At 61.8% G+C, this 25,154-nt stretch carries 17 protein-coding genes; 11 read left to right on the top strand and 6 right to left on the bottom strand.

What is annotated here, in order from left to right; translation table 11 throughout:
• Positions 1–564: 564 nt before the first annotated feature.
• From V3587_RS24920 to V3587_RS24895, 6 genes are all read left to right on the top strand, one after another.
• A complete protein-coding gene (locus V3587_RS24920) occupies positions 565–6,675 on the top strand; it encodes a type I polyketide synthase (RefSeq protein WP_283377312.1) in 6,111 nt (2,036 codons plus the stop codon).
• Complete coding sequence (locus tag V3587_RS24915; protein WP_042922793.1) at positions 6,672–8,228, top strand: hypothetical protein; 1,557 nt, start codon at positions 6,672–6,674, stop codon at positions 8,226–8,228. Before V3587_RS24920 ends, V3587_RS24915 begins: the two co-directional genes overlap by 4 nt.
• A gap of 88 nt (positions 8,229–8,316) precedes the next feature.
• Positions 8,317–10,143 (top strand): multicopper oxidase family protein, encoded by a 1,827-nt coding sequence (locus V3587_RS24910; protein WP_283377311.1) that lies wholly within the window; start codon positions 8,317–8,319, stop codon positions 10,141–10,143.
• A gap of 222 nt (positions 10,144–10,365) precedes the next feature.
• Positions 10,366–11,580 carry an acetyl-CoA C-acetyltransferase gene (locus V3587_RS24905; RefSeq protein WP_007731553.1) on the top strand — a complete coding sequence of 405 codons (1,215 nt, stop codon included), beginning with the start codon at positions 10,366–10,368 and terminating at the stop codon, positions 11,578–11,580.
• Positions 11,581–11,625: 45 nt separating this feature from the next.
• Positions 11,626–13,767, top strand: coding sequence for a 3-hydroxyacyl-CoA dehydrogenase NAD-binding domain-containing protein (locus V3587_RS24900; RefSeq protein WP_270008738.1), 2,142 nt, complete (start codon positions 11,626–11,628; stop codon positions 13,765–13,767).
• 140 nt (positions 13,768–13,907) lie between these two features.
• A complete protein-coding gene (locus tag V3587_RS24895) occupies positions 13,908–14,945 on the top strand; it encodes a type IV toxin-antitoxin system AbiEi family antitoxin domain-containing protein (RefSeq protein WP_283377310.1) in 1,038 nt (345 codons plus the stop codon).
• Between the two features lie 36 nt (positions 14,946–14,981).
• Here the strand turns inward: V3587_RS24895 and V3587_RS24890 are convergent, their stop codons facing one another.
• Entirely contained in the window at positions 14,982–16,283 is a 1,302-nt protein-coding gene (locus V3587_RS24890) for a class I SAM-dependent methyltransferase (RefSeq protein WP_003943932.1), read from the bottom strand.
• The gene (locus tag V3587_RS24885) at positions 16,280–17,683 is read right to left on the bottom strand and encodes an FAD-binding oxidoreductase (RefSeq protein ID WP_042447764.1); all 1,404 of its coding nucleotides are present in this window, start codon (positions 17,681–17,683) and stop codon (positions 16,280–16,282) included. Before V3587_RS24885 ends, V3587_RS24890 begins: the two co-directional genes overlap by 4 nt.
• A gap of 338 nt (positions 17,684–18,021) precedes the next feature.
• Here V3587_RS24885 and V3587_RS24880 point away from each other — a divergent pair, with 338 nt between their 5' ends.
• Positions 18,022–18,456: an SRPBCC family protein gene (locus V3587_RS24880; protein ID WP_003943959.1), complete on the top strand. Its 435-nt coding sequence runs from the start codon at positions 18,022–18,024 to the stop codon at positions 18,454–18,456.
• A gap of 54 nt (positions 18,457–18,510) precedes the next feature.
• Here V3587_RS24880 and V3587_RS24875 read toward each other — a convergent pair whose 3' ends face one another.
• The 3 genes from V3587_RS24875 to V3587_RS24865 form a co-directional block, all read right to left on the bottom strand.
• Positions 18,511–20,022: an alpha/beta hydrolase gene (locus V3587_RS24875; RefSeq protein WP_283377309.1), complete on the bottom strand. Its 1,512-nt coding sequence runs from the start codon at positions 20,020–20,022 to the stop codon at positions 18,511–18,513.
• Positions 20,022–20,171, bottom strand: a complete 150-nt coding sequence (locus V3587_RS24870; RefSeq protein ID WP_283377308.1) for a hypothetical protein — start codon at positions 20,169–20,171, stop codon at positions 20,022–20,024. Before V3587_RS24870 ends, V3587_RS24875 begins: the two co-directional genes overlap by 1 nt.
• Positions 20,172–20,422: 251 nt before the next feature.
• The gene (locus tag V3587_RS24865; protein WP_007731541.1) at positions 20,423–21,223 is read right to left on the bottom strand and encodes an Rv3717 family N-acetylmuramoyl-L-alanine amidase; all 801 of its coding nucleotides are present in this window, start codon (positions 21,221–21,223) and stop codon (positions 20,423–20,425) included.
• 109 nt (positions 21,224–21,332) lie between these two features.
• Here V3587_RS24865 and V3587_RS24860 point away from each other — a divergent pair, with 109 nt between their 5' ends.
• The 4 genes from V3587_RS24860 (at position 21,333) to V3587_RS24845 (ending at position 24,432) form a co-directional block, all read left to right on the top strand.
• A complete protein-coding gene (locus V3587_RS24860; RefSeq protein WP_003943929.1) occupies positions 21,333–21,671 on the top strand; it encodes a YbaB/EbfC family nucleoid-associated protein in 339 nt (112 codons plus the stop codon).
• 12 nt (positions 21,672–21,683) lie between these two features.
• Positions 21,684–22,304 carry a recombination mediator RecR gene (gene recR, locus V3587_RS24855; RefSeq protein WP_003943917.1) on the top strand — a complete coding sequence of 207 codons (621 nt, stop codon included), beginning with the start codon at positions 21,684–21,686 and terminating at the stop codon, positions 22,302–22,304.
• Complete coding sequence (locus V3587_RS24850; protein ID WP_099696768.1) at positions 22,304–22,873, top strand: TetR/AcrR family transcriptional regulator; 570 nt, start codon at positions 22,304–22,306, stop codon at positions 22,871–22,873. Before recR ends, V3587_RS24850 begins: the two co-directional genes overlap by 1 nt.
• An 86-nt stretch (positions 22,874–22,959) precedes the next feature.
• Positions 22,960–24,432: an MFS transporter gene (locus tag V3587_RS24845; protein WP_054188607.1), complete on the top strand. Its 1,473-nt coding sequence runs from the start codon at positions 22,960–22,962 to the stop codon at positions 24,430–24,432.
• Here the strand turns inward: V3587_RS24845 and V3587_RS24840 are convergent.
• Positions 24,419–25,132 (bottom strand): TetR/AcrR family transcriptional regulator, encoded by a 714-nt coding sequence (locus V3587_RS24840; RefSeq protein ID WP_283377307.1) that lies wholly within the window; start codon positions 25,130–25,132, stop codon positions 24,419–24,421. The genes V3587_RS24845 and V3587_RS24840 overlap by 14 nt on opposite strands.
• Between the last annotated feature and the right edge of the window lie 22 nt (positions 25,133–25,154).

Genomic DNA, 25,154 nt, shown 5'->3' with positions numbered 1-25,154 from the left:
ACCGGCTCGGCCTCGCAAGCTGATTTGTATGTGGCTGGTTTGCTGGCACATTCGTTCGCTCAGTTCCGGTGTAACGAAACGTCGATTCGGACGATGGTCGCCGAAGAATATCTGGAATTTCTCGTTGTCTGATGGGCATTCGAGTGCTGCTGTTAAATTTCGGTGTGTCACGAATGTTCAGATTGATAGTTGTCGGATGTTTGATTTGCGGGGATCGACCAATTTGGGACATTCGGCGAATTGGCCACATATTCGGCATTGCGGCATTTCGGTGCATATTCAACTGAATATTTGCCGATCGCGAGAAAATGGCGGCCGTGAAACCGGGATCCGGTACGGATGTTCAAGCAGGAGCATGACCGGTTACGAAGCAAATAAGTAACTCCGAGTTACAGCTAACTCTCGATTGCTGTTAAATTGCTGAAACACGTTCATTGCGCCGAACAACCTTTGTTATTTGTTTATGCCTTGAGGTAAATCTGCGTTTTACACACCGATGAGGGCGTGGTTAGTCTTCGGTCGATTGAGTCTCCCGTGGATGCGCGCGAAAATAGGAAGTGTAAGATGACTGAAGATTCAACTAATCCTGCGATTGCGATAGTCGGGATGAGCATGTGGTCCCCCGGTGCACATGATCTGCAAGGATTTTGGGAGAACGTCCTCGCGCGTCGGATGCAATTCCGAAAGTTTCCGGAGTCACGGATGTCCCTCGACGACTACTGGAGCGCGAGCCCTGACGACGTCGACAAGACATACGCTGATCGCGGCGCGTTCATGGATGGTTTCGAATTCGACTGGGTCGGTCGCCGGATACCGGAGCGGACCTTCAAGTCGACAGATCTCACACACTGGTTGGCTCTGGAAACAGCACTCGGGGCTTTGACGGACGCGGGCTACAGCCGAGGATCGGTACCCACTGGACGCAGCGCCGCAATCGTCGGCAACTCCCTCACCGGTGAAGAATCCCGGATGTGGTCGATGCGTTTGCGTTGGCCTTACGTCAAGCGCGCACTCGCTGTCGCAGCCGAAGCGCGCCAGTTGGACAGTTCCGTCGCCGATGCTCTCGCCGAGACGATGGAAGAGGTCTACAAGGGCCCATTGGTGGAGCCGAGTGAAGACACTCTCGCCGGCATGTTGTCGAATACGATTGCCGGCCGGATCTGCAATTATCTCGACTTCAACGGCGGCGGGTACGTCGTGGACGGTGCGTGCGCGTCCGGAATGCTCGCGGTGGCGACTGCAGCCGAAAAGCTGGCGTCCGGCGCGGCCGACTTCGTCTTGGCAGGGGGAGTCGACGTCAGCTTGGATCCTTTGGAACTGGTGGGATTCGCCCGTTTGGGTGCACTGACCCGTGGCGACATGAACGTGTACGACGCAAGCCGAAGCGGATTCATCCCGGGTGAAGGTTGCGGATTCGTGGCCTTGAAACGACTCGAGGACGCCAGGGCGGACGGCGACTACGTGTACGCGACGATTCGCGGCTGGGGCATCTCCACCGATGGCAAGGGTGGAATCACCAAGCCCCGCGCCGAAACTCAGGCCGAGATGATCCGTCGCGCATACTCGCGAGCGGGATTCGCGGCCAGCGAGGTTGCCTTCGTCGAAGGACACGGAACTGGTACTCCCGTCGGAGACCCCGTCGAACTGGCCGGCGTCCAGCAGGCCGCTCAGACGGACGGGCCCGTCGAGGCTCGTAGCATCGGCATGACGTCACTGAAGTCGTTGATAGGGCACACGAAGGCGGCGTCGGGCATCCTTGCGCTGATCAAGGCGACCATGGCCGTCAATCAACGAATCCTTCCGCCGCTCGCCGGTTGCACCGACCCGAACCCGGCGTTCGGAACCGAAGCGCCGGCACTCTTTCCGCTCGTCAACGGTGAGATCAGAGATCCGTCTGAGAAGATGCGTGCTGGTGCGCAAGCCATGGGTTTCGGCGGTATCAACTGCCACGTCGCGATCGAATCGGCTGATGCACCGTCCAGCAAGCTGACACCCTCGCAAGACGTCCGCACGATGATGGCGTCGTATCAGGACACCGAGGTTTTCGTACTTTCTGCAGATTCCGCGGTGGACTTGGCGACCCGAGCGCGGGATGTTGCAGATCTGGCGGTTCCGTTGAGTGTTGCCGAGCTGCTGGACTTTTCGGCGAAACTCTCTCGAGTGATCTCGCCGACCGCGCCCTTCCGTGCCGCAGTGGTGGCCGGACGTCCCGCGCAGTTGGCCGAACGCATGCGTCAGCTTGCCGTGATCTGCGAGAACTCCGCTCCTGCATCCGGTCAGGTGAAGGTCGTGAGCAACGAGATCTCGATCTCGAACGCCGTCCACCACGACATCGGATTCCTGTTCCCGGGACAGGGATCCCAACAACTAGAGATGGCGCGCGTGCTGATCGAGCGCTTCGAGTGGGCACGCGAACTGGCGACCGAGGCGGACGGCTGGTTGGAGGGAGTTGGAGCGGAGGCGATCACGCCTCGAATTCTGCGGAACCCGGTCAAGAGCGCTGACGCTGCGGAATTGGCGAAGTGGAAGCGGGATCTCGCCCAGACGCAGTTCACCCAGCCTGCCGTCGCTTTGGCTTCGCTGCTCTGGTTCGAGTACCTCCGCCGATTGGGTGTCACACCCAGTGCTGTCGCCGGCCACAGTCTCGGCGAGTTGACCGCGCTCTACGCGGCAGGAGCTTACGACCAGAAGACGCTGATCACCTTGGCTGCGGCGAAGGGTGCGGCCATGGCTGTCAGTGGTGGTGGAAACGGCGCGATGGCGAGCCTGACCTGCGACCGATCGACGGCTGAGGCGATCATCGCGGAAACAAAGGGTTACGCGACCGTCGCGAATCTGAATACGCCTACACAGACCGTGGTTTCGGGCACCAAAGACGCGGTCGACGATGTGGTTGCCATCGCGAAGACGCGCGGAGTGTCGGCTCAGGCGCTTGCCGTGTCGAATGCTTTCCACTCCGAGATGATGAACGAGGCCGAGCGGGAGCTGAAGTCCACTGCGCCCGTTGACGAGCAAGTCGATTCGTTGACTTGCCCCGTGTATTCCTGCGTCGAAGGGAAACGCGTACAGACGCCACTGGCACTTCGCGAATTGGTCACCAAACAGGTTGTCTCACCGGTCGACTGGGTCAAGACGGTAAGTGGAATCTCGCAGGACGTGGACCTGCTCGTCGAGGTCGGACCCGGCCGTGTGCTGACCGGGCTCACCAAGGCGATTAATGGGACCGACGGCGTGCGCTGCTTCCCCGTTGCGTCCAAGTCCGGACGCGACGAGGACTTCAATGTCGCACTGGCCGCGATGTACGTACATGGCGCCCAGGTCCGATGGAACGAACTTTTCGACGGCCGGTTCGTGCGCGAATTCGTTCCTGCCGATCAGAAGGTGTTCATCGAGAACCTGGCCGAGGCGAAGCTGACGGTTACCTCTGCTCCCGAACCGCTCGCACTTGGTACGTCCGGCGGGGATCCGGCTGCGGCGCTGGCCGATTACCTGAGTCGACGCGGGACCTTCCTCGTCGACGTCATTCGTGCTGATGTAGGCAGTGGAGCGACTTCTCCGTCTTCTCCATCTGCTCCGACTTCGCGGGCAGTCACCAACGGCCACGAATCCGTAGCAGCGAAAGCTCCTTCGCCGGTTTCGGCTCCGGTAGTCGAAGAGCCGGCTGACGCGGGCGCTGGGTCCGTGGAAAGTGAGCTGATCAGGATCCTCGCCGATACGACGGGATTCCCCGCCGAGTCGATCACGACGGATCTGCGTCTGCTCGATGATCTGAATCTCGACTCGATCAGTGCGGCAGAGGCTATTTCGAAGGTTGCGCATCAGTTCGAGGTTGTCGACCTCGACCCTGCCGAGTTGGCCAATGCCACGATCGGAGAAGCAGCATCGCTGATCCTTGCGGCATCACCGAATCCCGGTTCTGCCGTTCCAGCAGCGAGTTCGGTGCAGTCGGACGTGTCGCGAATACTGCGCGAGGTAATCGCGGAGGACACCGGATTTCCGGTGGAGTCTCTCGATGTGGATCTCCACCTGCTCGACGACCTGAACATGGACTCGATCAAGGCTGCCGATGCGATAGCAACTGTGGCAACGCGATTGGGTGTTCAGGGTGATCTGGATCCGGCCGAACTCGTCAACGTCAGCCTGGGTGAACTGATCGAAGTGCTCGATCGATCCGCGAAAGAGAAGTCGGGGCAGCAGCAGCCGGTTGCGCGGGCGCTGCCGGTGAAGGCAAAGGGTATATCAGCCGACAGCTTCACCTGGGTTCGCGATTACACCCTGGAAAAGGTTCGGAGCGAGACAGCGTTGCACGGAGTCCGAGACCTCACGGACACGACGTTTGTCGTCATCGGTGACGACGCCGGTTTGGTCGGAAGGTTGGAATCCGAACTACGAGGGCGTGGTGCTCAGGTCGACATTCGCACATTCTCCGACGGCGCTCCTGCGAATGCACAGCACGTGGTTGCCGTAATGCCGCGTGTGACCGATGATTCCGTCACCGAAATCGGCTTGCGCCGTGGGATCGAACACATGTACAAGATGGTTCCGGCGCAGCAAAGCGGAGGCGCACGAACCACATTGGCAGTGATTCAGTTCACCGATGTCGCGTTGGGCAATCCGGCGCCGGTACCGAGTGCGGCGGCTTTTGCCGCTTCGGTGCATCACGAGCGCCCCGAACTGGATGTCCGCGTCATAGGATTCGACGGCTCGACTGCGGACGCGGTGGTGGCAACCACCGTCGTCTCCGAGTTGGATTCGGTTGCACCCTATGTGTTCGCGACTTACGACACCGAGATGGAACGCACGGCACTGCAACCGCGGGTTCTCGCCTCGAGCGACTACACCGTCCGCGAGAGCGGGTTGGGGAGTTCGGATGTAGTGGTCGTGACCGGTGGCGCGAAAGGCATCATGGCGCAATGCGCTCTGGCTCTCGGCCGAAAGACAGGCGCCGAACTAGTGCTGATCGGAAGCTCTCAGCGACAAGCGGGTGACGAAATCGCTTCCACTCTTGCGGACTTCACGTCTGCCGGTTTGAGCGCTCACTACTATCGCTGCAACGTCACGGATGCTGCGGCGGTGGCCGGCGTCGTCGCCCAGATCGAGGTCGAGGTTGGGCCGATCACCGGGTTTGTCCACGGTGCGGGGGCGAATGTTCCGCGGCGGTTCGAGAGAGTCGACAGCGCTGCGGCTTTCAAGGAGGTTGCACCTAAGGTCCTGGGCGCAGCCAACTTCGTCGAAGCGCTCGCTGATCGTGACCTGAAGCTGTTCGTGGGCTTCTCGTCCATCATCGGATTCACAGGTATGCCCGGAAACAGTTGGTATGCATACGGAAACGAGCTTCTCGACGAAATGGTGGTGCGGTATGCCGCCGGGCACCCGAAGACTCGGACGTTCTCGCTCGCGTACAGCGTGTGGGGGGAGACCGGCATGGGCGCCCGCATGGGCAGTGTCAACCACCTCGCGAAGATGGGTGTCATGCCGATTTCCACGGCTGCGGGAGTGGATCATTTCCTTCGCCTGGTCGACAGCGGACCCGAGGCGAGTCGTATCGTCGTGACCAGTCGACTCGGCGGTCTCGACACCTGGGCGCCGGCAGCACCGGCTCTGCCGGCGGTGTCGCGCTACATCGACCAAGTGGTGACATTCGAGCCGCAGGTAGAACTGGTGACCCGGACGACGTTGTCCACCTCGGCGGATCCCTTTGTCCTCGATCATGTCTGGAAGGGATCGGCGCTGCTTCCGACGGTGTTCGGGCTTGAGGCGATGTCGCAGGCGGCGGCCTATGTCACCGGACGCGTGACTCTGGGCCGCGTCCGCATCGACGACATCAAGCTGGATCGACCGATCGTCGTCGACACGGTCGAGGGCACCAGAGTCGAGATCAAGGCAAGCGTCGTGGAGCAGGATCGTGATGCTGCAGGAACGCGGGTGCATGTCACGATCGGCACCGAACGGACCGGGTACGGACGGCCCCATTTCTCGGCCGACTTCATCTTCGGGCTGGACGAAACACTGCCGGAGTTCGAGAAGGAGTTGCCGCGACCGGTGCTCGACATCGATCCGTTGGACGATCTCTACTCGTGGTTGCTGTTCCAGGAGGGCGATTTCCGCCGACTCGAAGAGATCTCGAGCCTCGATTCCGAGCACATTCTCTTCAGCGCTATTTCGCGAGCCGACCGTAAGCAGCACCTCCTCGGTGATCCCTACTTCCTCGATTCCCTGCTCCAATCGGGTCAGATCATGGTTCCGCGGGAGATCTGCCTTCCGGTCAACATTGCGCGAATCGACATGTACGACGGACGATTCGAGGCTCGTTCGTTCACCGCGTACGCCTACGACAAGGTGCAGACAGAGACCCACATGCAAGCCGACGTGGCGGTGGTGAAGGACGGACGAGTGGTGATGCAGCTCGAGGGATATCGCTCCCAGATTCTCTCCCACGACGAAAGCCGTCCTACGGCTGAGGAAATCGCGGATCCGACTGCGCGCGACGCACAGATCATTCTCGACAAGCTCGCGCAACACAGCCGGGCGTTGGGAGTGAAGAGCCCGCGGGTTGTGGTCGCGCATACCCCGGGGATTCACGAGTTGACCAAGTCGGAACGCCACGAGCAGGAGAAACCGATCGCCGAGGCGGCCGTGAACATTCATCTCGATGAGGATGTGGTGATCAAATGAGTAATGCCTTTGCCATCGAATGGCAGGAAACCGGAAAGCCCGTCGTCGTCGGTGATATTCCGCCCTCTGTGGATGTCTCGCTCTCGCACGACGGCAGCAAGTCACTCAGTTCGGCCGGCGACTGGCCTCAGGGGTGTGACATCGAACCGATTCGCTCCCGAACCGCCGTGCAGTGGAAGGCGCTTCTGGGTTCGGCGCGGATTCCGCTGCTGGACGAGTTGATCGCAGGCGGCGAATCACTCGATCGTGCGGGAACCAGGCTGTGGGCGGCGGCCGAGGCGATCCGAAAGGCCACGGGGCAGATGTCGGTTTCTCTGGCGATGGGCGCCAGGGAGGACGACGCAGTGACCTTCCGCGGCGGCGCAGAGGGAAGCGTGGTGGTTCTGACTTTTCCAGCTCTGTTGACGGACAACGAGGAGCGGATTCTCGCGTTTGTGACTCATGAGGAGGATGCGGAGGAACCGGCGCAGGACCCGGCACCGCAGTTCGACTCCGGACCGTTGTCGGCGAAGTCTCTCGCGCAGTTCGATCCGATGGCCTACGGCTCCGACGTGCATGTGGTGGCCCGGAGCGGCTATCCGGCGGTGTCGATCCGGTTCCCCGTCGGGTTCCGGGACGCGTGCAACGTCGGTGGATCAGTGGGGTTCGCGAGCTTCGCGCTGTGGTTGGGCGCTTTGCGAGAGAGGGGAACCGGACCGATCTCGAAGCAGATCGTGGAGGACATGGCGACGGGTCGTTGGGGCATGGTGACCAACAACTCCGAGGTGTTCATCGATGCGAACCTGTACACCGACGACATTGTCGAGGGGACGATCTGGATCACCGAGCTCACCGGTCCGGATCGGGCAACCACCAATCTGCATGTCGAATGGTGCCGGGTCGACGGCGAGACGCGCACTCACATCGGGTGGAGTGCGATGCAGACGACGTGGGTGGAAATCCTCTCCCACGGTGTGGTGGCGGCACGGCCGATGCCGCAGTACTTCCACGATTTCATCGAGCCGATGACGATTCCGACGGGGACGAAGAACATCGCTGTTCCCACCGAACCGAAGAACGTCGATCGTGGTTCCGTGATCCGCTCGGCTCCGATGGTGCCGCGCAATCCGTACCTGCTCGAATCCGAGGTGTTCTCGACGACGTTGCAGGACGGAAACGTCGTGGGCAACATCTACTTCGGCAACTATTACATCTGGCAGTCGAGGGTTCGGGACAAGTTCCTGGTCCGTTCTCAGCGTGAGGCCATGGCGGCCAGAGGCGCTCTCGGGGAACTTCGTTGTGTGCACACCAGGGTTGAGCATCTGCGCGAGGTCATGCCGTTCGACGACGTCCTGGTCACGATGTCCTTGTCTGCCCTCTACGAGAGGGGGATCGACCTCGAGTTCGAGTACTTCAAGGTCAATGAGGACGGATCACGGGAGAAGCTCGCGATCGCTCGGCACAGAACTGTCTGGACGATGCCGGGCGCTCCGGGAGAACTGGAAATCTCTCCGCCGTCGAAACTTCCACAGTCGCTGATCGATTCGGTGCTGGAGGCGATCGACGGAAAGTAGGCGGGGGATTTTCCGAGATCGAAGTGGAGAGACGGGTTGCGTTTTCCTTGCGGGAGAACGCAACCCGTTTCGATGGGGAGGGGAATGTATGGGTATCGAGGTTTCCAGAAGATCGGTTCTGAAAGGGTCGGTAGTCGGCACAGCGGCTGTTGCTTTGGGTGCAAAGGCAGGTGCTGCTCCGGCGGGGAGTGTGGATATCGAGTCTCCGTTGATTTTTCATTCGCCGGAGTTCGAGCCGTTCTGTGACGAACTACATTCGTTGTCAACGCTTTCCGGAAACGAGATCACACTGACAGCGCAAGTGGGGCAACATGCCTTTCATCGGGATTTTCCCTCGTCCCCAGCACTGTCGTACCGCAGCGGAGAGATCGGTGGCGGTTATCTGGGCCCTACCGTCGAGGCGCATTCCGGCGAGCCGATCATGTTGACGTTCGAGAACGATCTGACCGGACATCCGTTGGCAGCGGACATGGATATGACGCTGCATGGAATGCAGGCAGACTTTCGCGCTAACCCGCCGACGTCGTTGCACTTGCACGGAGGAGTCACTTCACCTGAGAGCGACGGCCATCCGGAGCTGCTGGTGATGCCGGGACAGGCTGCGATGCATCACTTTTTGCACGGTCAGGAAGCCGCCCACCTCTGGTATCACGATCACGCGATGGGCATCACCCGGCTCAACGTCTACGCCGGTCTGATCGGCAACTATCTGATCAGGGATGAATTCGACACCGGCAAACTGGGAAATCCGTTGGGGTTGCCGGCCGAGGAATTCGAGATCCCGTTGATCCTGCAGGAGAAGATCTTCACGCCGACAGGCGCCCAGAACGGCCGATCCACCATCTTGATCCCGGAAGGATCGTGGGAAGGCGGCGCGGTGGGCGACGTCGGCTTGGTCAACGGCAAGGTGTGGCCGGAACTGGCTGTGGCTCGGGGCCTTTACCGCTTCCGCATCGTCAATGCGTCGTCGGCAAGTGTGTGGAATCTTCACTTCTCGAACATGATGACGTTCTGGGTCATCGGCAACGACGCCGGAATGCTCGACGCGCCCGTCGCGGTCAATGCCTTCCGCTGCGCACCGGGGGAGCGGTACGACCTCCTCGTCGATTTCACCGGACTGTCGGAGGGTTCGACGGTGGAGCTTCGCAACGACGAGGCGCCCCCGCTACCCGCCGCTGTCATCGGTGAAGTGACGATGCCGCTGTTCTGCCGGTTCCGCGGTGACGCCAGGCGCGGATTCACCGGTGGTGTTCCGTCGCAACTGCGCGGTGGGCGCCGGCAACGTGACGTTCTCGCCCCGTTGGAGCAGCCGACGGTAATTCGCACGGTGACGGTGAGCCAGCAACTGGAACTGCGGAATCCACCGGCTCAGATGACGCTGAACAACCTGACGTTCAGCACCACGGACGTCGAGAGGCCGCGGCAAGGCACCGTCGAGCAGTGGAACATCGTCAACACCACGCCGGACCCGCATCCGATACACCTGCACCTGGTGAATTTCCGGATTCTCGGCAGAACACCGATGCGGACGCTGGAGTACTTGATCCGACATCCGCAGCCGGTGATCGGCAACAAGTGGACTCCGTCGCCCGAAGGGTTCGAGGCGGGGCCGATGATCGCGCCGGCGCCGTGGGAAGCGGGAATGAAGGACACCGTCAGGGTGGACGGCGGCACCGTCACCCGGATCATCGTGCGATTCCCCACCGCGGATGAGCTGGGTTTCGATCCCGACGCGATGTTCGATCGTCTTCCGAGCGGTGGGATGACGGGCAGTGGGATGACGGGCGGTGGGATGACGGGCGGCGGGCGCCACGATATGGCTGATTCTGGTCGACTCCAGGGATATGTGTGGCATTGCCATCTACTCGATCACGAAGATCACGACATGATGTTGCCGTATCGCATCGTGCCGTGAGTGCTTCCGGGGGCGCACCCGAAATGAACCGAAGCGGGCAGGCGTTCGCGCACCTGATCACCTCGGTCACCTAGCAGGATCGCTTCGGTCCTTCCCATGAATTTGGAACACGTTCTACAGTGAAAGGGCTGAGGTCTGTACCTCGGCCATGCGCCACCACCGAAGGTGGCGCGGACGATCTGCAGACCGGTTCGACGAATTACACGGAAGGAACACCTCACAGTGACCACAGAGGCATTCATTTATGAAGCCATCCGTACCCCGCGAGGCCGCGGCAAGAAGACCGGGTCGTTGCACTCGGTCAAGCCGATCTCGCTGGTCACGGGTCTGATCCAGGAACTGCGCGTGCGCTTTCCCGACCTCGACGAGGACCGGATCTCCGACCTCATCCTGGGCGTCGTCACCCCCGTTGGCGATCAGGGAATGGACATCGCCCGCGTTGCAGTCAACGATGCGGGACTGCCCGACACCGTCGGCGGCGTTCAGCTCAACCGTTTTTGCGCTTCCGGCCTCGAGGCCGTGAACATGGCTGCTCAGAAGGTTCGGTCCGGCTGGGACGAACTGGTGATCGCCGGTGGCGTCGAGTCGATGTCCCGCGTTCCGATGGGATCCGACGGTGGACCGTGGGCACTCGACCCCGCCACCAACTACGACAATTACTTCGTGCCGCAGGGCGTCGGCGCAGACCTCATCGCCACCATCGAGGGCTTCTCGCGTGACGACGTCGACGCATACGCCGTGCGCTCGCAGGACCTCGCCGCCAAGGCGTGGACCGGCGGATACTTCGCCAAGTCGGTAGTGCCGGTCAAGGACATCAACGGCATCACCATCCTCGACAACGACGAGCACATGCGTCCGGGCACCACGGCAGAGAACCTCGCCGGCTTGGCTCCCGCGTTCGGTGTGATCGGTGAAATCGGCGGATTCGACGCCGTGTCGCTGCAGAAGTACCACTGGGTCGAGAAGATCAACCACGTTCACCACGGCGGCAACAGCTCGGGAATCGTCGACGGCGCTGCCCTCGTGCTCGTCGGTAGCGAGCAGGCCGGCAAGGACATGGGTCTGACGCCGCGCGCTCGCGTCGTCGCCACCGCCACCAGCGGCGCCGACTCCACCATCATGCTCACCGGCCCGACGCCGGCGTCGAAGAAGGTTCTGGCAGCTGCCGGCCTGACGGTCGACGACATCGACCTCTTCGAGATCAACGAGGCATTCGCTTCCGTCGTCCTGAAGTTCCAGAAGGACCTGAACATCCCGGACGAGAAGCTCAACGTCAACGGTGGCGCGATCGCCATGGGTCACCCGCTCGGTGCAACCGGCGCGATGATCACCGGAACGATGGTCGACGAGCTCGAGCGTCGTGGCGGCAAGCGCGCCCTCATCACCCTGTGCATCGGCGGCGGTATGGGCGTTGCCACCATCATCGAGCGCGTCTGACGCGGCGTCCGTCCTTCCAACGAGGCTTACCAGGAGTCAAGCAAAGTGACTGATCAGAACATCATCAACTGGGACCAGGACGCCGACGGCATCGTCGTGCTCACCATCAACGATCCCAACCAGGGCGCAAACACCATGAACGACGCGTACATCGCGTCGATGAAGGCCACCGTCGACCGTCTGGTCGCCGAGAAGGACTCCATCACCGGTGCCGTCATCACTTCCGGCAAGAAGACCTTCTTCGCCGGTGGCGACCTCAAGAACATGATCAAGGTCGGCCCCGAGCAGGCCGAGGAGATCTACAACCACAGCGTCGAGATCAAGGCAGACCTGCGTCGTCTCGAAACTCTCGGCAAGCCGGTCGTCGCCGCCATCAACGGTGCGGCGCTCGGCGGTGGCCTCGAGATCGCTCTCGCGACCCACCACCGCATCGCGGCAGACGTCAAGGGCGTCAAGATCGGCCTGCCCGAGGTCACCCTCGGCCTGCTGCCCGGCGGCGGCGGCGTCGTGCGTACCGTGCGGATGCTCGGCCTGCAGAACGCGCTCATGGGCGTCCTGCTCCAGGGGCAGCAGCGTGGACCCGTTCAGGCCAAGGAAGTCGGCCTCATCGACGAGGTCGTCGGCTCGGTAGAGGAGCTGGTTCCGGCTGCGAAGGCATGGATCAAGGCCAACCCCGAAGGCGGCGTTCAGCCGTGGGATGTCAAGGGCTACAAGATCCCTGGCGGAACTCCGTCCACTCCGGCATTCGCTGCCAACCTTCCGGCGTTCCCCGCGAACCTGCGTAAGCAGCTCAAGGGCGCTCCGATGCCGGCTCCGCGCGCCATCATGGCCGCAGCCGTCGAGGGTTCGCAGGTCGACATCGACAACGCGCTGCTCATCGAGGCTCGCTACTTCACCTCGCTGGTGACCGGCCGCGTCGCGAAGAACATGATCCAGGCGTTCTTCTTCGACCTGCAGTCGATCAACGGCGGCGGTTCACGTCCGGCAGGCATCGAGAAGTCCACCATCAAGAAGGTCGGTGTCCTCGGCGCGGGCATGATGGGCGCGGGCATCGCGTACGTCTCCGCCAAGGCAGGCTTCGACGTCGTCCTCAAGGACGTCAGCATCGAGGCTGCCAACAAGGGCAAGGCGTACGCCGAAGGCATTGAGGCCAAGGCACTCTCGCGCGGCAAGACCACGCAGGAGAAGTCCGACGCACTCCTTGCCAAGATCACCCCGACGTCTGACCCGGCAGATTTCGCCGGCGTCGACTTCGTCATCGAAGCAGTCTTCGAGAGCCAGGAACTCAAGCACAAGGTGTTCCAGGAGATCGAGGACATCGTCGATCCCAAGGCACTGCTGGGCTCGAACACCTCGACGCTGCCCATCACGGGTCTCGCCACCGGCGTGAAGCGTCAGGAAGACTTCATCGGCATCCACTTCTTCTCGCCCGTCGACAAGATGCCGCTGGTGGAGATCATCCGCGGTGAGAAGACTTCCGACGAGACTCTGGCTCGCGTGTTCGACTACGTCCAGGCGATCCGCAAGACGCCGATCGTGGTCAACGACTCGCGTGGCTTCTTCACCTCGCGTGTCATCGGAACCTTCATCAACGAGGCCATCGGCATGCTCGCCGAGGGCGTCGAGCCTGCCACCATCGAGCAGGCCGGTATGCAGGCCGGTTACCCGGCTGCGCCGCTTCAGCTTTCGGATGAGCTCAACCTCACCCTCATGCAGAAGATCCGCAAGGAATCTGCCGACGCCGCCAAGGCCGAAGGCAAGGAACTGCCGGCAGATCCGGCCGGCGAGGTCATCAACACCCTCGTCGAGAAGTTCGATCGTAAGGGCAAGCTCGGTGGAGCCGGCTTCTACGATTACGCAGAGGGCAAGCGCACCGGCCTGTGGTCCGGACTCCGCGAGAACTTCAACTCCGGAACCTCCGACGCCCCGATCCAGGACCTCATCGACCGCATGCTGTTCATCGAGGCGATCGAGACGCAGAAGTGCTTCGACGAGAACGTCCTGATCACCACGGCGGACGCCAACATCGGCTCCATCATGGGCATCGGATTCCCGGCCTGGACCGGTGGCGTTCACCAGTTCATCGTCGGTTACGAGGGCGGCACGGCCGGCTTCGTCGCTCGTGCAAAGGAACTCGCTGCGCAGTACGGCCCGCGGTTCACCCCGCCGGCTTCGCTAGGGGCATAGCCCCCGTGCGCCTTTTTGGTAGTTACGGCTACCAAAAAGGCGCACAGGGGTTTATCCCCAGCTGGTGAGTTATCCACAGACGAACTCCGACAGCGAATTTCACGTCAGTCCTGTCGGAGTTCGGCCTGACGCTTGGTGCCATGACTACGTCTCATGGTGGAAGCGAGTTTCTCCGGATTCTCGATGCGCAATCCGGTCTGGTACGGCAACAGCAACTCTCGTCATTCGGATACAACCGAGGGATGCTGCGGAACTTTCTGGACCGCGGCGAATGGCAGCGCGTTCTACAAGGCGTGTATGCAGTGACCGCTGGCCCGCTCACCAGAGAAATGATCTTGAACGCCGCTTGGCTTTATGGTGGCCCGCAAGCGATTCTGAGCCACGACACTGCAGCTGAGGAATGGGGAATGCGTCGCATCGACGCAGACAAGCCAGTCCATGTCACCGTGCCATACGGCAAGTCCGCTCGCTGTCAGTCCGCGACAATCCGCCGAGTTCCAGTGCGAACGTCGGGTGCACTTGTCAGAGTGGGTGGCGTGGTTCACCCCGGGGTAGTCGTCCACCGATCCCGAGCCCACCGATACATCGGCGTGCCGTCAGTCATACCTCGAACGTCGCGGGCGGATACCGCGATTGATCTTGCGACCGCCGAATCCACAGCGCGAAGCGCCTACGTTTCACTCATCACCACAGTGACAAATGCGCGAATTCCGTTGAACGATGTGCGTCGTCGGATTGACGAACGAACACCATATCGATTCAAGGGTGCGCTTTCCGATGCGGTACGACTCCTGGCAGACGGGGTGCAGTCAACGCTCGAATACCACTATGCGGTCGACGTGGAGCAGGCGCACGGGTTGCCGTCGGCCAGACGCCAGTCTCCGGTCCGCGTCGACGGCCGCACGCTGTACGAGGACTGCGATTACAGCGAAGTCAGTGTGCCGCTGATCGTGCGTCTCGACGGTCGGTGGGCGCATTCCATGGCAGAAGTGGCATTTCGTGATCGCCGCCGTGACAATGCGGCAGAGCTGGCAGGTCGTCCGCGGTTGGTCTACGGATTCGACGAGGTGATGAAGACCCCGTGCCAGGTTGCACATGAAGTGGAGACGGTCTTGCGGCGCGGAGGTTGGGTGAGGACGCAGTCGGGTGCCTGCGGCACCTGTGCGCCTTTTTGGTAGTGCCGACTACCAAAAAGGCGCACAGGGGCTTTGCCCCTAGGCCTTCCACCACGGGCGAAGCGGCACATGCGCCTCACCCTTGGGGCCGAGCTTCACGGCCAGAACCTGGTGCAGCTGAACGACATTGCGCTCGAACCCGAGTCGTGAGCCGGCCATGTACAGGCCCCAGACGCGGGCGGTTCCTTCGCCGACCTCGGCGACGCACGCGTCCCAGTTGTCGACGAGATTCTGGCACCATCCGGCGAGCGTCAGTGCGTAATGCTCGCGAAGGTTCTCTTCGTGACGCACCTCGAGGCCGACGTTCTGGATTTCGGAGATGATGCGACCCGAACCGGTGAGCTCCCCGTCGGGGAAGACGTACCGGTCGATGAATCCGCCTGCCTTGGCGCTGCTTCGGTTGTCCGGACGGGTGATGCAGTGGTTGAGCAGACGCCCACCCTCACGCAGCTTGCCCTTGAGGAACTCGAAGTACGCCGGGTAGTTTCCGACGCCGATGTGCTCGGTCAGGCCGATGGAGGACACTGCGTCGAATCCGGTCTCGGCCACGTCGCGGTAGTCGGAGAAACGGACCTGGGCGAGATCGGCGAGGCCCTCGTCCTCGATGGCCTTCTGTGCCCAATCCGCTTGCTCGCGAGAGAGAGTCACGCCGATCACCTTGACGCCGCGCCTGGCCGCGTAGCGGACCATCGAGCCCCAGCCGCAGCCGATGTCGAGAAGTCGATCACCCTTCTGGAGTCCGAGCTTCTCGAACACCAGGCGGTACTTGTTCTCCTGGGCTTCTTCGAGCGTCTGTTCCGCATTGTCGTAAGCGGCACAGGTGTACGTCATGGACGGGCCGAGGACGTACTCGTAGAAGGTGTTGGAGACGTCGTAGTGGTGATGGATGACTTCGGCGTCACGAGTCTTGGAGTGACGCAGTCCTTCTGCGACGCGACGCCAGCGAGGGAGATGTTCCTGGGGCGGCGGGGCGATGGGCCGCAACAGATCCCAGCCCAGGGAGCGCGTGATGCTGGCGAGCGTCAGTGCGGACGGGCGCTTGAGGTGGAGTTCGTCACCCATGATGCGCAGGATCTCGTACGGATCACCGGGGTGGACACCCTCGGCTTCGAGATCGCCGGAGACGTACGCGCGGGCCATGCCGAGGTCGCCGGGAGCTGTTGCGAGATAAGTGGTTCCGCGAGTCGACTTGAGGTGCAGTCCGTAGTCGGCATCTTCGGGGCCGGCGGTGCTGCCGTCGTACGCGGTGAATCGAAGCGGCAGCATGCCGTCGGAAAGCGTCTCGAGAATCTCGGCAATAGAGAGCTTGTCCTGGCTTTTGGAGTCTTTGAACGTGGTCATTTACGTTGCACCGCCTTAGAGAATAGATCCAATAAACGGGATTTCGGGTCGTAGCGTTCCTTGAGTCCGATGTACCGGTCGCCGCCGTAGTACAGCTCCTCGAAGTCTTCCTTCGAGTAGTAGGAGTCGGAGTAGAGCGATTTGTGTCCGTCGAAATCGCTGACCTTTTCTTCGATCAGTCGATTTGCTGCCCCCTCGCGCTCACCGGGAACGATCGGCACCGAAGACCAGAAGCCGATGTTGACGTAGGTGCGCTTGGGTTCGAGGGGGTAGAGGGGCCACGGCCGTGATGCAGAAGCGGCGGCAGGGCTTGGCTCGCGAAGACGCAACGGGCACAACCACAGTGGTTCGATCGGGATTTCCTCGAGGAACCACGAGACGAAGTCCGCGGTTCGTTCGATGGGTACCTCGACGTCCTGGACGACGCGTTCGCGCGGGGGCTTGCCCTTGCGCTTTTCGAGGCGATCTCCGATGTCGTACTTGTGGTCGAGGGCGATCAGCTTCCAGTAGAAGCTGCTGCGCAGGTACTGCTTGGGCCAGAAGCGCCGGATCTTCGGGTTCTGTGCACCGAAAGCTCGTGAGCACCAGAACCAGTCGGTGTCCCAGCGCCACAGGTAGTCGCGAATGGTCAAGCGATCCGTCTTGGGCTGGGTGAGTGACGAATGCTGGATCGACCGGTAGAAGATGTCCTGGTCGGTGTAATCGCTGACCGGGCCTTCCTCGTCGGTTTGCGCGCCGAGTGTGAGGTAGCTCTCGGAATCGGTGAAGACCACCCCGTCGAGATAGTCGACGGCGATCCCGTCGTACTCGCGCTCGGTGACGATGCGATCCATCGTTTCTTCGAGTTTCTTCAACGAATCGAAGCGCACGTGGCGCAAGGCGACGTACTTCTTGACGGGTTCGAGTGCGATCTTCAATCGCGTCGAATAGCCAAGGGTGCCGTAGGAATTGGGGAAACCGAAGAACAGTTCGGCGTGTTCGCCGTCCGGTGTTGCGGTGATGATCTCGCCGCTTCCGGTCAGTACGTCGATTTCGAGTACCGACTCGTGCGGCAGGCCGTTGCGGAACGAGGTGGACTCGATGCCCAGGCCGGTCACCGCACCGCCCAGGGTGATGGTCTTGAGTTGAGGCACGACCAGGGGCGCCAGCCCGTAGGGCAGCGTCGCGTCGACGAGGTCCTCGTACGTGCACATGCCGGCGACGTCGGCTGTGCGCGCCTGCGCATCGACGGCGATGACACCTGCCAGACCGCTGACGTCGAGGCCGGGGGCCGACGTCTTGGCGCGAGCGCGGAACAGATTGGATGTCTTCTTTGCCAGGCGTACAGAAGCATCGGCGGGAATGGCGCGGTATGACGCGAGTAGGCGTTCGACGCCTTCTCTGTGCTGCTCGAACCCCATTTCACGCGCAGCATCGGAACCCGGGCCTTGCTTTGTCCGGATTCGATCTAACTTCTGAACTACCCCATTGAACGAGAGAGTCACACCCTGACGCTATCGGTAGTTGCGTGTGCAAGCTATCCGGAGGGGTATTAATGCCCGAATTTGATCGAGTTGTTGCAATCGAACTCGGTAAATGCTCCGAGTGGTGAACCAGCTCACACGGAATGGGTAGATGGTCGAGATACCCGGGCGCAGCAGGCAGTATGGAAAGGAATATCTGCGCAGTTCGAGGTGCGGATTCGGGTAGTCATTCGCGGTATCGAGCCGCGTTGGTCGAGCAAGGAGACGTAGGGCATATGGGTCAGGTCAATGCAATGAGTTCGACAGTCGTCACAGCAGCACCCGACAAGGTGCTCGCGGCGCTCTCGGACTACGAGACGGTTCGCCCGCGAATCCTGTCCGAGCAGTACCTCGACTACAAGGTCGTCGAAGGTGGCCAGGGTGACGGAACCGTCGCGCAGTGGACGCTCAAGGCGACGGAAAAGCGCTCGCGCAACGTCAAGGCGACAGTGACGGTCGACGGCAACGTCATCACCGAGAAGGACGCGAACTCCAGCCTCGTCACCACCTGGACCGTTGCCCCCAACGGCACCGGAACGACGGTGACGACGCTCACCCAGTGGCAGGGTGCCACCGGTATCGGCGGCTTTTTCGAGCGCACGTTCGCTCCGAAGGGTCTGCAGCGCATCCAGGCCCAGGTCCTGGACAACCTCAAGCGCGAACTCGTCTAACCGATCCTGCATCACCGAGATGGCGTCGTACCTTCACCGGTACGGCGCCTTCTTTCACGGGCTGGTAATGATCCGTCCGAATTCGGTGAGTGCGGGGTTTCCGCTTTCCCAGTAATCGCTGTGAACTCCGAACCCAGGCTCCCCGGGAGATCCGGTGAATACTTGCGCGCCGAATTCCGGATCCGACGGGTCGAACCCGTGGACTCCGAGGATCTTGGGGATCAATTGGACCGGATCCCAGAAGGCCGTCGTCGAATGAACATGGTGAGCCATCTCGGCCGAGTCGACGCCGTCCAGGCTCAGTTCGTTCACGCGCTCGGCATCGACGCCGGGGCTTGCGACAAAAACCAGTTCGTCGACGTCGAGAGAAGCGCCACGGGTAGTCGCAGCACCGATGACGGTGCTGCCGTAGGAATGACCGATCACCACGTTGTGCGAAGGCGGACCGTCATGCGAGGTTCGTAACCCGTCCTGGAAGCTGTCGAGCCTCGGCGCTGCGGAGTCGGCGTACCGATCCGAGGCTGCGTCGGGAATGCCTGGGGGAGCGTCGTATCCGGACCACAGGATCACTGATGTGGCTTCCGTTGGCGCCGCCCTGACCGTCGCGTCGTACATGGCCTTGGTTCGTTGCAGGTCTCCGCCGACGCCCGACAGCCCGGAGCCGGTTCCGGGGACCAGTGTTGCGACGTTGCCGGCGGCATCGGGATTACCGACTGCCACGACGGCATGCCCATCCGTGACCGAGAGAAGGAACGTGTCCGGTCGAAGTTCGCCGCGCACGGCCGTGTATCCGGCAGCTACCGTTCGATCCGGCAACTGCTCGAGCGCAGAGAGGTACCGCCGGTTGTAGTAGTCCCGGTCGAGAGCGGGAAGGCCGTCGCGGCTACCGATGGACGGATCCCACCTCGCCAACGCGTCTTTCTCGTTGGGCGTGAGCAATTCCCAGAGTCGGTGTAGCTCCGTGGGTGTCCCGGGGAGTGTCGACCTCCCGTCGAGGATGTCGACGACAGTGCTGTCGAGGCGATCAGGCTGATTGCCAAGGAGTGATCCGATCTCTCGGAATGCCGCACGCAGAGCAGTCGCGGCCCGGTTGTCTTCGTCGTCGAGTGCCGTCAATGCAGTGGAGATCTTCTGCTGAAAAACCTGTGCAGCCGTGGCGTTTTCGGAATCTTGCATGGCGTCGGCCAGATTCCACGGCTGCTTCGTCTCAGGTGCCGATACCGCTCCACTGTCTGACACCGTCAAGCCGTGTTCGAGAGTCGCCTCCTCGACCAGGTCCAGAACTGATTTTCGCGCCGCACCGATCGTATTGGCCGCTCCGCCATACAGATCCGCAACTACGCGAACCGCAACCGACAGCCGCGACGAGGAAAGCGAGATGCCAGACCACTGCACTGCGGCTGCGCTCGACGCTTGTCCCTGCCAGAATTCGCGGACGGCGTCGATGCTGCGTCCGGCGTCATTGCCGAGAACTTCGATCTGCCGGTCGATGTCGATCAGTTCCGAAGCGCTTGTGCGCAATTTCTCCGGTGACCACGTTCGAAGCTGAGAGACGGTGGGCTGCATCAGTAGGCTCCGCGCAGTTCGGACACCACTTCGCCCTCGGCAGCGTCGTACAGACGTGCTGCGGCAGCGGTTCCCGACGCCATGAGTCCCAATTGCGTAGCCAGGTGCCGGTACGCGTCGGCGATGACGCCGGCATTCCCAGTCGACACAGCCGCGACAGCGGACGAGTTCAGGGCCGCCGCGGCTTCGAAAATCGGGCCGGCGGAATCGATCCCCGAGATCTGATCCGCAATTCGAGACAGATCAGCTGAAAGTTGCTGCAGAGCAGCGAAATCTACCTGAAGTAAGCGAAATCTACCTGAAGTATCGGCCCCATGGCAGAACCGTATCCAGGTGAGCGGGCTACTTCGGCGGTGCCGACATACCTGTGGACAAGTGGAATTTCTCCACAGAAGACAGGTCAGGGGGTTGTGAGGAAGGCCGTGACTCCGCTGGTGACGGCGGACGCATATTCCTGCTGACCGTCCGGGCTCGTCATGCGCGCTGCCTCGTCGGCATTTCGCATGTTGCCGAGTTCGACCAGAATCGACGGCCGCTGCGACAGATTGAGTCCCGTCAGATCGGCGCGTGGTGCCAGCCCGTCGTCACCGATGTAGGTCGACGGGGTGAGTCCGGCGGTGACGAGTGAGTCGCGCATGGTTTCGGCAAAGGTGACGGACGGGCCGGCCTGCACCGCGTTCAGCGGGGGCGCGGAGTAGCAGACGTGGAAGCCCTCGGCTCCGGCTGCTGCGCCGTCCGCGTGAATGCTCACCACTACGTCGGCGCCGGAGGAATTGGCAGCTTCGGCGCGTGCGTCGACGCAAGATCCGACGCTGATGTCGTCCGGTCGACTCAGGACCACTGTGGCGCCTTGGCCTTCGAGTTCGCTCTTGACCAGGCTCGCGACTTCCCAGTTGAAGGTGTGCTCGGGGAACCCGGCATCGGTGTTGGTGCCGGTGGTCTGGCAGTTCTTGGTGCCGCCGCGGCCCGTGGGGACCTGGGTGTTGATGCTGTCGTCGTTCGCCCCGCTGTGCCCGGGATCGAGGAAGACGACCTTGCCGGTGAGCGCAGCGGGGACGTCAGCGGCGACAGTGCTCAGCGGAGACACCTCGACCGAAGTCGTGGCCTCGGCAGTCTCGGTCGGAATCGTGCACGCAGCGCTCAGAAGCCCGGCCCCGACCATGGCGATCAGGGCAGTGGAGCGGAACACACGTGATGCCATGTTTGACCCTCTTGACGGTTTTACGGTGTCTGACTGGTTCCGGCGCACCCGCTCACGGTAGCGCGCACCGACTACGCTGGTGGGGATAACTCTGTAGAAAGGACCGCTCGTGCAACCAGGTGGAGCACCCGACATGTCTGCTCTGTTGGCTCAGGCTCAGCAGATGCAGCAGCAATTGATGGCGGCGCAGCAGGAAATGGCTCAGGCCGAAGTGACTGGTCAGGCCGGTGGCGGACTGGTTGTCGCCACGGTCAAGGGCACCGGCGAGGTTGTCGGTCTGCAGATCGATCCCAAGGTCGTCGACCCCGAAGATGTCGAGACGCTGCAGGATCTGGTGATCGGCGCGATCGAGGACGCTTCGCGTAAGGCACAGGAAGTCGCTGCTGAGAAGCTCGGCCCGTTGGCCGGCGGACTCGGCGGAGGCCTTCCCGGTCTCCCCGGCTTCTAGAAACGAGAACGCGTGTACGAAGGTCCGGTTCAGGATCTGATCGACGAACTCGGGAAGCTTCCCGGAGTCGGGCCGAAGAGCGCTCAACGCATCGCTTTTCACCTGCTCTCCGTGGAGCCTCCCGAGATCGACCGTTTGAAAAATGCATTGCAGCGCATCCGTGACGGCGTTCAGTTCTGCACGGTGTGCGGAACTGTCTCCGATCAGGAGAAGTGCCGCATCTGCGCCGACGCACGTCGCGATCGCACGGTGATCTGCGTCGTGGAGGAACCGAAGGACGTTCAGGCCGTCGAGCGCACCCGTGAGTTCAAGGGTCGCTATCACGTGCTCGGCGGTGCGCTCAATCCGCTCTCGGGGATCGGGCCTGACCAGTTGCGTATCCGGGAGTTGTTGGCTCGCATCGCAAATCAGGAGGACGGCGTCGACGTGTCCGAGGTCATCATCGCCACTGACCCCAACACCGAGGGTGAGGCGACAGCTACCTATCTCGTTCGCATGATGCGAGACATTCCGGGGCTGACGGTGTCTCGGTTGGCTTCGGGTCTTCCGATGGGTGGCGATCTCGAATTCGCAGACGAGTTGACGCTGGGTCGCGCATTGTCCGGCCGTCGTGAATTGTCGCGGAACGCTTGATGAGCGGCACGGAGCAAGGTCAGCAGGTGCGTCGTACGTCCGAGCAGACGCGTGCGCAGATCATCGCGTCGGCCGGGAAAGCATTCGCGACTCGGCCGTACCGCGAAATCACGCTCAAGGACATCGCCGAAGACGCAGGCGTCAGCGCACCGCTGATCATCAAGTACTTCGGTTCCAAAGAGCAGTTGTACGACGAGTTGGTCGACTTCCGGGCAGCGGCGGTCACGGTCTTCGACGCCCCGAACGACTCGCTCGGCGAGCGCATGGTCTCGCTGTTCACCAAGCCGTTGGAGTCGTACAAGCCGCTGTCCATGAGCTTGTTGTTCATGAGCGGCGTCAGTGAAGAGAGCAACCGCAAGCTGCGCGAGAACTATTCGACGCAGATGATCGACACCCTCGCCGCTCGCCTGTCCGGCCCCGACACGAGATTGCGCGCGGAACTGGCGATGTCGATGGTGGTCGGAGTGGCGATCATGCGCCGACGGATGATGGCCGGCCATGCCACCGGCACCCAGGACGAGGTGGTTGCGCTGTACGCACCGCTGGTGCAAAAGCTGCTCGACGGGTGAGCGGCGTCACAATTCTTGCTCGGTAAATATCCGTTCACCTAATGTAGGTGAACGGATATTTACCTAGTGAGAACAGGCGGTGTGGGGTGACGACGCTCGACCGTCCGCCGGGCACGCCTGCAGTCACCACCTCCGACGCGGGACTCGCGCAGCCGCGCTCCCGCTTCCTGTTCCCCATCGTTGTCGCCGCCGCAGTGTTCCAGGCTGTTCTGCAGACGGTCATCGTTCCACTGCTGCCGGAGTTGCCGCACTTCACCGGCGCTGGACGCACGGCCGTGTCCTGGCTGGTGACCGTCACGTTGCTGGTCGGCGCTGTCGTCACTCCCATCTTCGGTCGACTCGCCGACATGTTCGGCAAGAAGAAGATGCTTCTGGTTGCTTTCTCGATGATGACTCTCGGCTCGATGTTGTGTGCGCTGTCGTCGGACATCGCTGTACTCATCTTCGCGAGAGCGTTGCAGGGGGCCGGGTCGGCAGTCATCCCCATCGGAATCTCCATGCTGCGTGACGAATTGCCACGTAACAAGGTCAACGGCGCAGTGGCCATGATGAGTTCGACGCTCGGCGTCGGAACCGCTTTGGGCATACCGTTTTCCGCGATGATCGCGCAGTACTCGAATTGGCACGTCCTGTTCTGGGTAACCACCGCCATCGGGCTGTCCGTGACTCTTGCTGCGGTGCTGTTCATTCGAGAGTCCGAGCCGAATCCGTCGGGAAGATTCGACGGCGTCGGGGCGGTTGGTCTGAGCGCCGCGATGATTGCTCTGCTTGTGCCGATCACTCAGGGGTCGAGTTGGGGGTGGACCAGTGGAGCGGTGATCTCCATGCTGGCCGCGTCGGCGGTGCTGTTCGCGCTCTGGGTAATTCAACAGCGGCGCAACGTCAATCCGCTGGTCGACGTCCGTGCTCTCGTGAAACGTGCGGTGTTGATCCCGCATCTGGCGGCTCTGCTGGTCGGGTTCGCGTTTTTCGGGAACACGCTGATCACGACACAACTGCTGCAGGGGATGAAGGGGCCGGGTGCCGGGTACGGCCTGTCGATCATCGCGGCAGCGCTCTGCCAGATTCCGGCGAGTATCGCGATGGTGCTGTTCTCACCGGTTGCGGTGCGTATCACCGACCGCTTCGGTTCACGGACCGCGATGTTGACCGGCGCCGTGTTCCTCGCCGGCGGGTACGGGATTCACGCCGTTGCCGGTAAGCCACTGTGGGGAGTGGTTGCAGCACTGGGTATCACAGCGGTCGGGACTGCCATCGTGTACAGCACGCTCTCGCTGTTGATTCTGGTTGCCGTACCTCGTCAGCGACTGGCGGCTGCCAACGGGGTGAACTCACTTCTGCGGACGTCCGGAAGCACGATCTGCAGTGCGACGGTGGCAACCATTCTCGCTGCATTCGTGATCAGCGGTTCGGAACATTCCACGTCGTGGACCGGATTCTCCGTCGCCTACCTGGTGTGCGCGGGCTGCGCGGTGGTCGTGTTCGCGGTGTCGATCCTGTTGCCGCAGGGACGAACCCCGAAACATCTGGATTTGCCGGATCTGGTCAGGCGACCCTGAATCCCGAGAGGAAGAGCGTGATCATCAGATCCGCGAACTCGTCGGTGGTGTACTTCTGGCGATCCGGCCAATGCGTTGTCGACCACAAGGTGTCTCGTACCGATCGATAGAAAATTTCCGGTGCCACGTCTTTGCGGAAGATTCCCTGATCGACGCCTTCGGCAATCGCTTTCATCCAATGCTCGCGGACTTGGCGGGAAGGCCCGTCGACGGATTGCAGGAGATCGTTGTCGCGAAGATAAGCCCGATCGTTCTGGTAGATCGCCGTCGGGTGCGGGTGTAGTTCGATGACGACCAGCGTCTCGCGGATCAAGCCGCGTAGGACGTCCTCGGGGTCGTTTGCCGTCTTCTCCACCTGATCGAAGCGGAGCTGAATGTCGGTGATGAAGCCTCGCATGAGCTCGGCAACTATCGCATTCTTCGACTTGAAGTAGTGGTAGAGGCTGCCCGAGAACACACCGGCGGCGTCGCCGATCTCGCGAACGGTCGTGGTGGCGACACCCTTCCTGGCGAACAGCTCGGCTGAGCTCTCCAGGATCTTCTCCCGACGATCTGGTGATGCCACTGAAATCTCCACTGGTTGTCGGTCCTGCTCAGGGCAGGGTTTCGGGGGTGCCGGGCTGCCGGCGTCGAACGTAGCGCAATCCTGCCCGATAGCTCCGGCTCGAACCAATTCGTCGGTGAGATCGCGTGTTTCCACTTCCGGATTCCTATGCTAGCTT

Source organism: Rhodococcus sp. IEGM 1306, assembly GCF_036541985.1.
GTDB lineage: Bacteria > Actinomycetota > Actinomycetes > Mycobacteriales > Mycobacteriaceae > Rhodococcus_F > Rhodococcus_F qingshengii.
Note: the sequence above shows the minus strand (reverse complement) of the source record. Positions and strands in the feature narration are given on the sequence as shown.